Source organism: Streptomyces clavifer, from assembly GCF_036345975.1.
Lineage (GTDB): Bacteria > Actinomycetota > Actinomycetes > Streptomycetales > Streptomycetaceae > Streptomyces > Streptomyces clavifer.
Window position 1 is genome coordinate 1341986 of record NZ_CP107793.1, and the last position, 12352, is coordinate 1354337.

Here is a 12352-nt window from a genome sequence, read left to right on the forward strand (position 1 = left end):
CCATGGCGTCCCGCCCACGCAGCAGCCGCTTGCGTCGCGCCCTGCTCACCGCGCTCGTCACCGCGTCCGTGGCCCTGCCGGTGTCGGGGGCGGCCCGCCCGGCCGCCGTTCCGGCTCCGGCGCCGGCCGACCTCGGCCCGCTGGGAGCCGCGACCCCCGCCGCACTCGGCGCGCGGTACGCGGCCGGCCGCGACGGCATCCGGGCGGCCGGGCAGGCGGCCCTGCGGCACGGTGACCGGCAGCGCGCCGCCTCCCTCCGGGCCATGGCCGCGCCCGGACGGCACTTCCTCGCGTTCGACGGACGCGACGGCGGCCGTACCGCCGAGGTCTTCGGGGATCTCTCCCGGGCCCACCGGATCGCGGTGCTGGTGCCGGGGGCCGGCGTCGACCTCGACCACTACGCGCGCCTGCGGCACGGTGGCGAGGCGCTCCTCGGGGAGCTGGGCGGCGGTTCGGCCGTCGTCGCCTGGCTCGGGTACCGGACCCCGGCCACGGTGAGCCCGGGGGCGCTGACGGCGGGGCGGGCCGACGAGGCGGCCCCGCTGCTGCGGTCCTTCGTGCGGGAGCTGGGAGCGGCTCGGCCCGCCGCCCGGGTCGCCCTCCTCTGCCATTCCTACGGTTCCGTCGTGTGCGCCCGGGCCGCCTCCGGGCTGGAGGTCGCGGACCTCGTGCTGTTCGGCAGCCCCGGCACGGGGGCGGAGAGTGCCGCGGCTCTGCACACCGGGGCGACCGTCCGGGCCGGCCGCGCCACCGGCGACTGGATCGCCGGTGTACCCCACGTGGAGCTGGACCTCGCCTTCACCACCGTCGGGTTCGGGGCCGATCCGGTCTCGCCGGAGTTCGGGGCGGAGGTGTTCGACGCGGGCGACGGCGGGCACGGCGACTACCTGGAGCCGGGCTCCGTCCCCCTGCGCAGCATCGCGGCGATCGTGGCGGGACGGGCGGGCCGCCATGCGTGACCTGGTACGGCGTATCGAGTCCGCGACGCCCCCCGGCCGCGACCGGGCGGTCGACGCCCTGCGCGCGGCGGCCATCGTGGGTGTGGTGGGCGGCCACTGGCTGGTGACCGCGCTGGTCGCCGACAGCGGCACGGTGCGCGGGGCGAGTCCGCTGCGGTACATGCCGGAGTTCACCCCGGTCTCCTGGGTGTTCCAGACGCTCGCTGTCTTCTTCCTGGTGGGCGGGCAGGTGGGCGCGGGGGGATACGCCTCCGCCCGCGCGAGGGGCGATTCCTACGGCCGGTGGCTGCGTACCCGGATGGGGCGGCTGTTCCGCCCGGTCGCCGTGGTCCCGGCCGTGTGGGCCGTGGCGGCGGGCGTGATGCTGGTCTCCGGGGTGGACCGGGGGACGGTGCGCGCGCTGGGCAAGCTGGTGTGGTCGCCGCTCTGGTTCCTGCTGGTCTTCGCGGCGCTGACGGCGGCGACACCGCTGGTGGCACGCCTGCACCCGCTGTGGCCGCTCGCCGTGGTCCTGCACGTCGATCTCTTCAGGCTGGGGCTGGACGGCCCGTCCGCGCTCGGCTGGATCAACGTGGCCGCGGGCTGGCTGGTCCCGTACTGCCTGGGGGCCGCCCGGGCCCGGGGCGCGCTGGACAGCCGGCGGACCGGGTGGGCGCTGCTGATCGGAGGCGCGGGAGCCACCGCGGGGCTCGTGCTGTTCGCCGGCTACCCCGCCTCCATGGTCGGGGTGCCGGGCAGCGGGCTCTCCAACCTCGACCCGCCGACGCTCGCCGTCGTCACCTTCGGTCTGGCCCAGTGCGGTGGCGCCCTGCTGCTCCTCGGTCCGCTGCGGCGGGTAATGGCGCGGCCCGGGGTGTGGGCGGTGACGGCGCTGGTGAATCTTTCCGCGATGACGATATTCCTGTGGCACCAGACGGCGATGATCGTGGTGACCTCGACCGCCCTTCTCGTGGCCGGCCCGCTCCCCGGCCTGCACGACCTGCCCGAAGGACCGGCCTGGATCCTCGCGCGGCTGGCCTGGCTGCCGGTGTTCGCCCTGGTCCTGCTGGTGTGCCGGGCCGCGTTCGGCACGTACGAGACGCGCGGCGGCGGCCGTTCGACGGTCGTGCGGAAGGCCTCCCCCGCCCCTGTCACGGAGTCGCGCCATGCATAGGCTGAGGGCCATGACGGGGGCGGCGGGGGCCTGGCGACGGCTGAGGGAACGCCTGCGCGGGCTGCCGCGCGGACTGTACGGGGACCTGTGGGCGCTGCCCGTCGACCCGGTGCCGGCCGCGGGCCGGCCCGGAGCGCCGGCCTGGCGCCCGGTGTTCGGGATGCTGTTGGCCTTGGGTGCGGGGGCAGTCGCGCTCTTCCACGTCTACGACCTGATACCGCACGGCGCGGGCATCCCGCTCTACGCGGTGCTGCTCGCCGTGGGCCAGTCCGCGGCACTGATCGCCGGGATGTCCCGGCCGCTGTACGCCTGGTGGGTGTCGCTGGCCCTGATGCTCGTCAGCCTGCGGCTCGCGGAACCGGCGCTGGCCCACGACGCGTTGTTCCCGACCGTGCCCGAGATCGCCCTGCAGGCCGGGTCGTTGTTCCTGCTGGCGCTCCGGGTCCACCCGCGCCGGGCGGCGACCGCGCTCGTGATCGCCCTTATGGCGGTGGCGTTCTCGGTGTCGTTCACCACCGGGCCCCACGACCACGCCCTTGACCGTGCTTCCCTCGCCGCCGTCACGGCCGTGGTGGTCGGCGCCGCGCTGCGGGCCCTGCGGGTGGCCCGCACCGAGCTGGTCGAGCAGTCGGAGCTCACGGCGGAGGAGCGGTCCCGGCGCACCCTGCTGGAGGAGCGCAACCGGATCGCCCGTGAGCTGCACGACGTGGTCGCCCACCACATGTCGGTGATCTCGATCCAGGCGCAGGTCGCCCCGCACCTGGTCGAGAACCCGTCGGACGAGCTCAGGGAGAACCTCGCGGGTATCCGGGAGAACGCCGTGGAGGCGCTCGCCGAGCTGCGCCGGGTCCTCGGCGTGCTGCGCTCCGAGGACGCCGTCGCGGACGGGGTGCGGCACGCCCCGCAGCCGACCCTCGACCGGCTGGACGAGCTGACCGGCAAGGTCCGGGGCGCCGGGGTGGCCGTGACCGCGGAGACGACGGGCGCCCGGCAGCCGTTGCCGCCGGGGGTCGAGCTGTCGGCGTTCCGCATCGTGCAGGAGGCGCTCAGCAACGTGATGCGGCACGCCCCCGGGGCGCGGGCCCGGGTCGAGATCGGCTACCACTCGGCCGCCGTCACCGTCAGGATCACCAACACCGCCCCGGAGAGCCCGCCCGCACGGTCCGCCGGTGTGGGACACGGACTGCTCGGGATGCACGAACGGACCGCCATGCTGGGCGGTGACCTCGTGCACGGCCCGACGCCCGGCGGGGGTTACGAGGTCATGGCGACTCTTCCCCTGGAGGAACCCGTATGACCATCCGCGTGCTGATCGCCGACGACCAGATGATGGTCCGTCAGGGTTTCACGGTACTGCTGAACGCGGAACCGGGCATCGAGGTCGTCGGCCAGGCCGTCGACGGCCTGGACGCGGTCGGGAAGGTCGCCGAACTGGCCCCGGACGTCGTCCTGATGGACATACGGATGCCCCGCCTGGGCGGGATCGACGCCACGCGCAGCATCACCGGGGCACCCGGCTCCACCGTCAGGGTCCTCGTCCTGACCACGTTCGACCTCGACGAGTACGTGTACGAGGCCCTGCGCGCGGGCGCGTCCGGGTTCCTGCTCAAGGACGCCTCGGCCGCCGAACTCGCCCGGGCGGTGCGGGTGGTGGCGGCCGGCGACGCACTGCTCGCCCCGAACATCACCAAGCGCCTGATCGCCGAGTTCTCCCGGGTGAGCAGCGCCCCGCGCGCCCCGAGCAGGGACCGCGTCGGCGACCTGACGGGACGTGAGACGGAGGTGCTGTCCCTCGTCGCGCAGGGGCTGTCCAACGCGGAGATCGCCGGGCGGCTGGTCGTGGCGGAGCAGACGGTGAAGACCCATGTGAGCCGGATCCTGGTCAAGTTGGGGCTGCGGGACCGGACCCAGGCCGCCGTGTACGCCTACGAGTCGGGGCTGGTGCGTCCGGCCGGTTACTGAGCGGGCGGGAGGGCTGCGTACAGGGCGTCGACCAGTGCCGTCCTGCGCGGGTCATCGGCGATGTGCGGGCCCATGCGGTTCATGACGTAGCCGAGCGCGACTCCGGCCTCCGGGTCGGCGAGACCGCAGGAACCGCCCGCCCCGTCGTGGCCCACCGCCCGCGGGTTGGGGCCGTACGAGGCGTTCGGGCCGCTGAGCCAGAGCCCGAGGCCCAGCTCGGTGTCGTGGGCGAAGCCCGCGCCGAGCACCAGGTCCCGGCAGCTGCCCTGACCCTCGCGGACCCGTTCGGCCGCCTCCTCGGACAGGACTCGGTGGCCCCGGAGGCTGCCGCGTCCTGCGACGATGCCGTAGAGCGCGGCGACGGCGCGGGCGGTTCCGTGCCCGTTGGCGGCGGGGATCTCGGCGGCCCGCCACTCGGGTGTGTTGGCGGCGGCCGTGCCCGTGACCGGGTTCAGGATCGAGGCGATGGCCACCGGCTCCATCCGGTCGAAGAGGGCGGCCTGCGCACGGGCGTCGGTCCTGGGCTGGACGAGCTCGGCGACCCGGCCGGCGTCCTTCTCCGGGAACCCGATGGTGAAGTCGATGCCCAGGGTCCCGGTGATCTCCTGGCGCAGGAACTCCCCGGGCAGCAGGCCGGTAATGCGGCGGACGACCTCTCCGACGAGGAAGCCGTACGTGATCGCGTGGTACCCGGAGCGGGTGCCCGGCTCCCACCACGGCGCGGTCGCCGCGAGGCGGGCGGTGGTCAGCTCCCAGTCGTACAGCTCGGCCAGGGTGTGCGGATCCCGCAGGCCCGCGAGGCCGGCCCGGTGGGAGAGCAGATGGCGTACGCGTACGGATTCCTTGCCGGCGGCGGCGAATTCGGGCCAGTACAGGGCGACGGGGGCGTCCAGGTCGAGGAGGCCCCGGTCGGCGAGGAGGTGGGCGCAGAGCGCGGTCGGGCCCTTGGTCGTGGACCAGACGTTGACCACGGTGTCGCGTTCCCACGGGCGGGTCCGGTCCTTGTCGGCCCAGCCGCCCCAGAGGTCCACCACGGGCGAACCGTCGACGAGGACGGTGACGGCCGCACCCAGTTCGTCGCGCTCCGTGAAGTTCGCCGCGAAGGCGTCACGCACCGCCGCGAAGCGGTCGTCGCAGTGGCCGTGGATGTGCGGCACGGGTCGCTCCTCGCCTCGGGAGTACGCACCGTACCGACTGGTCGGACCGGCGGGAAGACGCCGTACGCGCCACTCCCCCCCCGTCGAGGCCCTCCGGTCAACGAGTGGACGCCTCGAGACTCAGGCTCCAGCTGCCCGCCAGACCGGTGAGGGTGATGGTGGACAGTGGGCGGACGTCCACGTTCCAGTACGCCGACGGCGGGGCCCGCAGCGCGTAGACGAGGGCGGCGCGGACCACGGCGGGTTCGGCGACGGCGACGATGAAGCCGTCGCAGGCGGGGCGGGTGTCGAGCCAGCCCCCTATCCGCGAGATGAAGGCGAGCAGCGGTTCGCCGCCGTGCGGGGCGGCGCGGGGGTCGGCGAGCCAGGCGTCGACGGAGGCCGGTTCGCGGGCGGCGACGTCGGCGAGGGTCAGGCCGCGCCAGCGGCCCATGTCGCAGTCGCGCAGGGCGGGCTGGGCCATGGGGGCGAAGCCGAGCGCGTCACCGGTGGCGCGGCTGCGGGGCGTGGGCGAGCAGTAGCGCAGTTCGGCGGCGGCGAGCGGGACCAGGGCGTGCGCGGCGAGCTGTACCTCGTGCCAGCCCGTGTGGTCGAGCGGCCGGTCGTCGTCGAAGCGCTCGGTGAGCAGGGTGGAGCTGCGTGCTGCGGCGACCAGTGAGACGCGAACACTCATGGGCGGATCGTGGAGCCAACCGCCGCGCCGGTCAAGAGGCCGGCACGGCGGTTGTGGACACGTCCGGATCAGCCCAGTTGGAGGCACATCCACTTCGCGGGGGTTTCGAGCGGCCGGAAACCGGCCTTGGCGTACACGCCGTGGGCGTCGTCGGTCGCCAGGAGGAGCCTGCGCACCCCCGTGGGGGCCAGCAGGTCCCGGACCGTGGTGACGAGCCGGATGCCGATGCCGAGGCCCCGGGCGGAACGGTCGACGTACACGTCGCAGATCCAGGCGAAGGTGGCGTGGTCGGTCACCACCCGGGCGTACGCGAGCTGTTCGCCGGACTCCGGGTCGTAGGCACCGAAGTTGAGGGAGCCGGCTATCGCCCGGTCCTGGTGCTCGCGGGTGCGGCCGAGGGCCCAGTACGCGTCGGTGGAGAGCCAGTGGTGGATGCGGGCGTGGTCCAGCCGGGACGGGTCGTGGGAGATCTCGTAGCGCTGCTCGGACAGGTCGGTGTCGGTCATGGGCGCAGGCTATCGGCCGGGCCCCGGCGCCCGAACACCTCGTCGCAGGCGGTGCGCAGCCGGCGGACGCCCTCCGCGATCTCGGCCGGCCCGGCGACGGCGGCGAAGCTCAGCCGGATGTGACCGGCCGGGGGTTCGGCGCAGTGGTAGGGGCGGCCGGGGGCGACCGCGACGCCGGCCCGCAGCGCGGCGGAGACCAGAGCGGGCTCGTCGGCTCCCGGTCCGGGGAGCCGGAGCCACACGCTGCCGCCGCCCGACGGCACGTGCGCCGGGGCGAGTTCGGGAAGCCGGGTGCGCACGGCTGCGGTGATCGCGGTGCGGCGGCTGCCGAGTTCGGCGGACACCGCGCGCAGATGGCGGGCCCAGGCCGGGGCGCCCACGAGTTCGAGTGCGGTCTCCTGGAGAGGGCGGGGCACGAAGAAGCTGTCGACGACCTGGATGGCGCGCAGCCGCTCCCGGACGGGCCCGCGGGCGGCCAGCGCGCCGACGCGGAGACTGGGTGACGTGATCTTGGTGAGGGAGCGCACGTGGATCACGACCCCGTCCGGGTCGTGGGCGGCCAGCGGTTCGGGCAGGGGCCCGGCGTCGTCGTGGACGAGGCGTCGGGCGAAGTCGTCCTCGACGACGAAGGCGCCTGCCCGCCGGGCGGCCCGGACGACGCGCTCGCGCCGCTCGGGGGCGAGGATCACGCCGGTCGGGTTGTGGAAGAGCGGCTGGCAGACGAAGACCTTGGCCCCGGTGGCGCGGAAGGCGGCTTCCAGCAGGTCGGGCCGCACCCCGTCCGCGTCCATCGGCACGGGTACGGGCCGCAGGCCGGTGGCGCGGGCGGCGGCCAGCATGCCGGGGTAGGTGGGCGATTCGACGAGCACGGGGGCACCGGGCGGGGCGAGCGCGCGCAGCGCGGTGGCCAGGGCGCTCTGCCCGCCCGCCGTGATCAGGACGTCGGATCCGGTGAGCGTGCCGCCGATGTCCCGGGCGAACCAGGCGCGGAGCTCGGCGAGCCCGCAGGTGGGCGGCCGGCCCCACGCACCCGGCCGACGGCCCGCCCGGGCGAGGGCGGCGGCCAGGGCGCGCTCGGGCTGCAGGCCGGGGTGGAGGTAGCCGCCGTTGAATTCGATGACCCCCGAAGGGGGCTCGGCGAGCGTGACGAGGACGCCCGAGGCGTCGACGGTGCGCGGCACCACCTCGGGTCCGCCGGTGCTGCTGAGCGACACCTCCTGCCACGAGGTGTCGCCCGGGTCGGGGAGGGCGGTGTGTGCCTCGGCCCGGAAGGCACCGGAGCCGGGCCGGGTGACGACGAGCCCTTCGGAGGCGAGCTGCGCGATGGCCCGGGAGACGGTCACGGGGCTGACCCTGTAGTGCTCGACGAGCACCCGGCTGGACGGCAGCTTTCCACCAGGAGAGTAGCGGTTGAGCTCGTCCCGCAGGGAGTTCGCCAGTTCGGCCACACTGCTACGCTCATGCATGACAGCACAGAATAGCGCTACTGCACCCGTCGCGATAGCGGTCGGCTCCGCCCCCACGGTGCGCGGGCACCCCGGCGGCGGTGCCGTCCTCGCCGGGCTCGGCGTCGTCGCCTTCTCGCTGACCTTCCCGTCCACGGTCTGGGGGCTGGAGAGCTTCGGCCCGTGGTCCCTGGTGGCGCTGCGCAGCCTGCTCGCCGCGCTACTGGCGGGCTGCTTCCTCCTGGCGGGCCGGGTCCCGGTGCCGGATCGCCGCCACTGGGGCGGTCTCGCCGTCGTCGCGGGGGGTGTCGTGGTGGGGTTCCCCCTGCTGACGACGCTCGCCCTGCGGACCTCCACGAGCTCGCACGCGGCCGTGGTCGTGGGGCTGCTGCCCCTGACGACGGCGCTCTTCGCGGCGCTGCGCACCGGCTCCCGCCCGCCACGCGCGTTCTGGGCCGCGGCGCTGGCCGGGGCCGCCGTGGTCATCGTCTTCACGGTGCAGCAGAGCGGCGGCTCCCTGTCCGGCGGCGATCTGTATCTGTTCGGCGCGCTGCTGGTCTGTGCGGCGGGTTACACCGAGGGCGGCAGGCTGGCCCGTGAGATGCCCGGCTGGCAGGTGATCGGCTGGGCGCTGGTCCTCGTCCTGCCGCTCGCGGTGGCCGGCACGGCCGTGGCACTGCCCTTCGAGCCGGTGCACCTGACGGCACGCGGGATCACCGGGCTGGTCTGGGTGGCCGCCGGGTCCACCTTCCTCGGTCTGTACGTCTGGTACCGGGGCATGGCCGAGATCGGGGTCGCGCGGGCCAGTCAGCTCCAGCTGGCCCAGCCGCTGCTCACCCTGGTCTGGTCGTTCCTGGCGCTGGGCGAGCACGTGTCCGCCGCCGCCCCCGCGGCGGCCGTGGCCGTCCTGGTGTGCATCGCCGTCACGCAGTACGCGGGCCGGGGGGCGCGCGGGACGGGCCGTACGGGAGGCGGAACGGGCACCGCGTCATAGACTTGTCGACAAGGACCGCCACCCGTGAGGAGGTAACTCCCGATGGAGGCACACGCGGGCGACCAGCTGCTGACACACGGCAGGACCGTGGGCCGGCACGACCGCGTCGCAGAGATCGTCGAAGTGCTCGGCGAGGGGGGCAGCCCCCCGTACCGTCTGCGCTTCGAGGACGGGCACGAATCGATCATGTCCCCCGGCCCCGACAGCGTCGTCCGGCACACCGCCCCCGAGGACCGGAACCGGTGACGCGCGTCCGCGCCGGAGACCCCCGCGGGTCTCCGGCGCGGACGTGCGGTCAGCGGGGGGTGCGGACCCGCACCTGGTAGTGGTCGGCCACCACACGGGCCATCGCGCCGATCCGGTCGGCCTTCACGTGCTTCGCCGAGAAGTAGACGTGACCACCGACCTCGGGGTGACCGGCCGCGAGGTCGAGGTGGCGCGAGAGTTCGGCCGGGTCCTGCCAGGCCGCGGGCTGGGCCGGGTCGCCGGCCTTGTGGAGCGCCTCCCCCACGTACAGGCCGACGCCCGTTCCCCGGACGGTCTCGGCCCACCAGGGCAGCAGTTTCGCGTAGTCGGCGGCCGCGAGGCCGATGTTCCAGTAGAGCTGGGGGCAGATGTAGTCGATCCAGCCCTCCTTCACCCACTTCCGGGTGTCCGCGTGCAGATCGTCGTACGTCTGGACACCGGCCCGGGTGTCCGAGCCGAGGGGATCGGTCGCGGCGTTGCGCCACACCCCGAAGGGGCTGATCCCGAAGCGGACACCGGGCTTGGCCGCCTTGATCCGATCGGCCGTCTCCCGCACGAGCCGGTCGGTGTTGTCACGGCGCCAGGCGGCCCGGTTCGGGAAGTCCGCGCCGTACCGCGCGTACGCGTCGTCGTCGGCGAAGACCTGGCCCGCCACCGGGTAGGGGTAGAAGTAGTCGTCCCAGTGGACGGCGTCGATGTCGTAGCGGGTGACCGCGTCGAGCATCGCGTCCTGGACGAAGGTCCTGACCTCCGGAAGCCCCGGGTTGTAGTAGAGCTTCCCGCCGTACGGCAGTACCCATTCCGGGTGGAGTCTGGCGGGGTGGGTGGCGACGAGCCGCGAGGGGTCGGTGTGGTTCGCCACCCGGTACGGGTTGAACCAGGCGTGCAGCTCCAGACCGCGGGCGTGCGCCTCGCGCACCGCGGTCCCCAGCGGGTCCCAGCCCGGGTCCTTGCCCTGTACCCCGGTGAGGTACTGCGCCCACGGCTCGTACGGGGAGGGCCACAGGGCGTCCGCCGTCGGCCGGACCTGGAGGATCACGGCGTTCAGCCGGAGCTCGACGGCCCGGTCCAGGTGGTCCAGCAGCTCCGCCTGCTGGGCGGCCGCCGTCAGGCCCGGCGCCGACGGCCAGTCCACGTTGGCGACCGTGGAGATCCACACGCCGCGCAGTTCCCCCGCCGCCGCCGTGTGGCGCCGGGCGGTGTGCCACCGGGGCGCCGCGACGGCGTCGCCCGCCGTCATCAGCGCGGCCACCGTACCGGCCGCGCTCAGTACGAATGCCCTTCGGCCGAATCGCCGCATCTCGTACACCTTTCGTTCCTCTGCCCTGGTGTGTCACTCCGGCTGCGGTGCGTGACACGGATGATGCCCGCCCCGGGACCGCACGACCCGCAGGTCACCGGGACCGGATCGCGGAGTAACGTCGTGGGGTCGGGGCGGGCACCGGAATCAAACGGGACTGCCGCACGGAGATCAGCGAAAGGCACGAGGTGACGGACTCTATGGCCGACATTGCACGCGTCGGAGTGGTGGGCTGTGGCCAGATGGGCGCAGGCATCGCGGAGGTGTGCGCCCGCAGCGGCCTCGAGGTCAAGGTGGCCGAGACCACCGGCGAGGCGTTGGAGATCGGCCGCACCCGGCTGCACAACTCCCTCTCGAAGGCCGCCGAACGCGGCAAGATCACTGCGGAGGAGCGCGACGAGACGCTCGGCCGCCTCAGCTTCACGACCGATCTCGGCGAGTTCGCCGACCGCGATCTCGTCATCGAGGCCGTCGTGGAGAACGAGCAGGTCAAGACCGAGATCTTCCAGGTCCTGGATCAGGTGGTGACCCGGCCGGACGCGATCCTCGCCTCGAACACCTCCTCCATCCCGCTGGTGAAGCTGGCCGTGGCTACCTCCCGGCCCGACCAGGTCATCGGCATCCACTTCTTCAACCCGGCCCCGGTGCAGCGGCTCGTCGAGCTGATCCCCGCGCTGACGACGTCCGACGAGACGATAAAGCGTGCCGAGGCCGTGGTGCAGGACGTGCTCGGCAAGCATCCGATCCGCGCCCAGGACCGGTCCGGTTTCGTGGTCAACGCCCTCCTGATCCCGTACCTGCTCTCGGCGATCCGGATGTTCGAGTCGGGCATCGCCAGCCGCGAGGACATCGACAACGGCATGGAGATGGGCTGCGCCCACCCGATGGGCCCGCTGAAGCTCGCCGACCTGATCGGTCTGGACACCGTGGCCTCGGTCGCCGACTCGATGTACGCGGAGTACAAGGAGCCCCTGTACGCCGCTCCCCCGCTGCTCCAGCGCATGGTCGACGCGGGCCGGCTCGGCCGCAAGACGGGCTCGGGCTTCTACGCCTACTGACCGTCCTACTGGCGGGTCCGGCGCGCTCACGTCGCCGGGCCCGCCGGGGCACGTTACTCGAGGTCAGGACCGTGTGCGGCCCCGAAGAGCCTCGTCTGCTGCTGCCGACCCGACGCCGTGCCGGAGCGCTACAGAGCGACGGCGCGGATGCGCGGGTCCGGAGTCCGGGCGCAGCAATCAGAGGTCGTTGACCGTGGGCGCCGGTGGTGCTGGCATCACGGGCCGGCTGGCTCCCGAGGCCGTCTGGAGGAAGCGGGTGTCGGAGGTCCTTGCGGACTCGGCCCGCCTGAGCGACCTTTCCGCCATGTTCACCAGTGCGGCACCCGAGGAAGGGCCGCCCACGCATCTGCACTTCCACGTGGCGCGGATTCTGCAGGGCACGGTGGGGATCCCGGAGACAGGCGGGATGTACCGGGTCGCGATCGAGGACGTCAGCGCCTGGACGATGGGCGACTTCAGCTACTCCGGCCACTGACCCGCTGCCTCGCCGGGGCACCTCGATACGCGGTGAGGGTCCGGCCGGAGTGCTCCGGCCGGACCCTCACCAATGCTTGCCGACAGCTAGCGCCTGCCTGTCTGTTCAGGCGGCCACAGGGGCGCCGAGCATCACGGATGCCTTCTGCACCGGGTTGAGAACGCGGGTGGGTGCGGGGACCGGGGTCAGGTCGCGGCAGGTGAAGCCGAGCTGGGTCATGGCCCGCAGGACTTCGCCGGCACTGAAGTCGCGGCGGTCCTGGCGTGTGATGACCTGTCCGACCTGCTTGACGGGGTAGGTGCGTCGGCCGATGATCACCGATTCGCCAGAGGCGTGCTCGGGCTTGATGCCCTTCATCGATTCCAGGACGCCGCTCCTGGTCAGGTCGAACGGGAAGCGGGCGATGACACAGCGCATGATGCCT

14 protein-coding genes are annotated in these 12352 nt (G+C 73.7%); 8 read left to right on the forward strand and 6 right to left on the reverse strand.

What is annotated here, in order from left to right; genetic code table 11:
• The first annotated feature begins 2 nt into the window (after window positions 1-2).
• Genes OG927_RS05535 through OG927_RS05550 form a run of 4 tightly spaced genes read left to right on the forward strand, consistent with a single transcriptional unit; the run spans window position 3 to window position 4074 of the window.
• Window positions 3-959: an alpha/beta hydrolase gene (locus OG927_RS05535; protein ID WP_209470864.1), complete on the forward strand. Its 957-nt coding sequence runs from the start codon at window positions 3-5 to the stop codon at window positions 957-959.
• Complete coding sequence (locus OG927_RS05540; RefSeq protein WP_330319792.1) at window positions 952-2112, forward strand: acyltransferase family protein; 1161 nt, start codon at window positions 952-954, stop codon at window positions 2110-2112. Before OG927_RS05535 ends, OG927_RS05540 begins: the two co-directional genes overlap by 8 nt.
• Window positions 2105-3409, forward strand: a complete 1305-nt coding sequence (locus OG927_RS05545) for a sensor histidine kinase (RefSeq protein ID WP_107103185.1) — start codon at window positions 2105-2107, stop codon at window positions 3407-3409. Before OG927_RS05540 ends, OG927_RS05545 begins: the two co-directional genes overlap by 8 nt.
• Window positions 3406-4074 (forward strand): response regulator, encoded by a 669-nt coding sequence (locus OG927_RS05550; RefSeq protein WP_056786726.1) that lies wholly within the window; start codon window positions 3406-3408, stop codon window positions 4072-4074. Before OG927_RS05545 ends, OG927_RS05550 begins: the two co-directional genes overlap by 4 nt.
• Here OG927_RS05550 and OG927_RS05555 read toward each other — a convergent pair.
• From OG927_RS05555 to OG927_RS05570, 4 genes are all read right to left on the reverse strand, one after another.
• Window positions 4068-5231, reverse strand: coding sequence for a serine hydrolase domain-containing protein (locus OG927_RS05555; RefSeq protein WP_330319793.1), 1164 nt, complete (start codon window positions 5229-5231; stop codon window positions 4068-4070). The genes OG927_RS05550 and OG927_RS05555 overlap by 7 nt on opposite strands.
• Before the next feature lie 97 nt (window positions 5232-5328).
• Window positions 5329-5904: a histidine phosphatase family protein gene (locus tag OG927_RS05560; RefSeq protein WP_056786718.1), complete on the reverse strand. Its 576-nt coding sequence runs from the start codon at window positions 5902-5904 to the stop codon at window positions 5329-5331.
• 68 nt (window positions 5905-5972) lie between these two features.
• Window positions 5973-6410 carry a GNAT family N-acetyltransferase gene (locus tag OG927_RS05565; RefSeq protein WP_056786715.1) on the reverse strand — a complete coding sequence of 146 codons (438 nt, stop codon included), beginning with the start codon at window positions 6408-6410 and terminating at the stop codon, window positions 5973-5975.
• Entirely contained in the window at window positions 6407-7876 is a 1470-nt protein-coding gene (locus OG927_RS05570) for an aminotransferase-like domain-containing protein (protein WP_199862739.1), read from the reverse strand. The genes OG927_RS05565 and OG927_RS05570 overlap by 4 nt, the downstream gene beginning before the upstream one ends.
• Between OG927_RS05570 and OG927_RS05575 the strand changes: the two genes are divergently transcribed.
• Together OG927_RS05575 and OG927_RS05580 are read left to right on the forward strand one after the other, a co-directional pair.
• Window positions 7875-8849, forward strand: coding sequence for a DMT family transporter (locus OG927_RS05575; RefSeq protein WP_124282899.1), 975 nt, complete (start codon window positions 7875-7877; stop codon window positions 8847-8849). The genes OG927_RS05570 and OG927_RS05575 overlap by 2 nt on opposite strands.
• Window positions 8850-8891: 42 nt before the next feature.
• Window positions 8892-9095, forward strand: a complete 204-nt coding sequence (locus tag OG927_RS05580; RefSeq protein ID WP_056786705.1) for a DUF1918 domain-containing protein — start codon at window positions 8892-8894, stop codon at window positions 9093-9095.
• 49 nt (window positions 9096-9144) lie between these two features.
• On the opposite strand, the gene OG927_RS05585 is transcribed toward OG927_RS05580, so the two are convergent.
• The gene (locus OG927_RS05585; RefSeq protein WP_330319794.1) at window positions 9145-10395 is read right to left on the reverse strand and encodes a glycoside hydrolase family 10 protein; all 1251 of its coding nucleotides are present in this window, start codon (window positions 10393-10395) and stop codon (window positions 9145-9147) included.
• A gap of 200 nt (window positions 10396-10595) precedes the next feature.
• Between OG927_RS05585 and OG927_RS05590 the strand changes: the two genes are divergently transcribed.
• Window positions 10596-11453 carry a 3-hydroxybutyryl-CoA dehydrogenase gene (locus OG927_RS05590; RefSeq protein WP_330319795.1) on the forward strand — a complete coding sequence of 286 codons (858 nt, stop codon included), beginning with the start codon at window positions 10596-10598 and terminating at the stop codon, window positions 11451-11453.
• A gap of 187 nt (window positions 11454-11640) precedes the next feature.
• Window positions 11641-11928 (forward strand): hypothetical protein, encoded by a 288-nt coding sequence (locus OG927_RS05595; protein WP_330319796.1) that lies wholly within the window; start codon window positions 11641-11643, stop codon window positions 11926-11928.
• A gap of 105 nt (window positions 11929-12033) precedes the next feature.
• Here OG927_RS05595 and OG927_RS05600 read toward each other — a convergent pair whose 3' ends face one another.
• Window positions 12034-12345 carry an SCO5918 family protein gene (locus OG927_RS05600; protein ID WP_319103126.1) on the reverse strand — a complete coding sequence of 104 codons (312 nt, stop codon included), beginning with the start codon at window positions 12343-12345 and terminating at the stop codon, window positions 12034-12036.
• Window positions 12346-12352 lie beyond the last annotated feature (7 nt).

Excerpts from the sequence above, each read along its gene's own strand:
- OG927_RS05535 (WP_209470864.1), top strand. The coding sequence starts at position 3 with ATGGCGTCCCGCCCACGCAGCAGCCGCTTGCGTCGCGCCCTGCTCACC.
- OG927_RS05540 (WP_330319792.1), top strand. The coding sequence starts at position 952 with ATGCGTGACCTGGTACGGCGTATCGAGTCCGCGACGCCCCCCGGCCGC.
- OG927_RS05545 (WP_107103185.1), top strand. The coding sequence starts at position 2,105 with ATGCATAGGCTGAGGGCCATGACGGGGGCGGCGGGGGCCTGGCGACGG.
- OG927_RS05550 (WP_056786726.1), top strand. The coding sequence starts at position 3,406 with ATGACCATCCGCGTGCTGATCGCCGACGACCAGATGATGGTCCGTCAG.
- OG927_RS05560 (WP_056786718.1), bottom strand. The coding sequence starts at position 5,904 with ATGAGTGTTCGCGTCTCACTGGTCGCCGCAGCACGCAGCTCCACCCTG.
- OG927_RS05565 (WP_056786715.1), bottom strand. The coding sequence starts at position 6,410 with ATGACCGACACCGACCTGTCCGAGCAGCGCTACGAGATCTCCCACGAC.
- OG927_RS05575 (WP_124282899.1), top strand. The coding sequence starts at position 7,875 with ATGACAGCACAGAATAGCGCTACTGCACCCGTCGCGATAGCGGTCGGC.
- OG927_RS05570 (WP_199862739.1), bottom strand. The coding sequence starts at position 7,876 with ATGCATGAGCGTAGCAGTGTGGCCGAACTGGCGAACTCCCTGCGGGAC.
- OG927_RS05580 (WP_056786705.1), top strand. The coding sequence starts at position 8,892 with ATGGAGGCACACGCGGGCGACCAGCTGCTGACACACGGCAGGACCGTG.
- OG927_RS05585 (WP_330319794.1), bottom strand. The coding sequence starts at position 10,395 with ATGCGGCGATTCGGCCGAAGGGCATTCGTACTGAGCGCGGCCGGTACG.
- OG927_RS05590 (WP_330319795.1), top strand. The coding sequence starts at position 10,596 with ATGGCCGACATTGCACGCGTCGGAGTGGTGGGCTGTGGCCAGATGGGC.
- OG927_RS05600 (WP_319103126.1), bottom strand. The coding sequence starts at position 12,345 with ATGCGCTGTGTCATCGCCCGCTTCCCGTTCGACCTGACCAGGAGCGGC.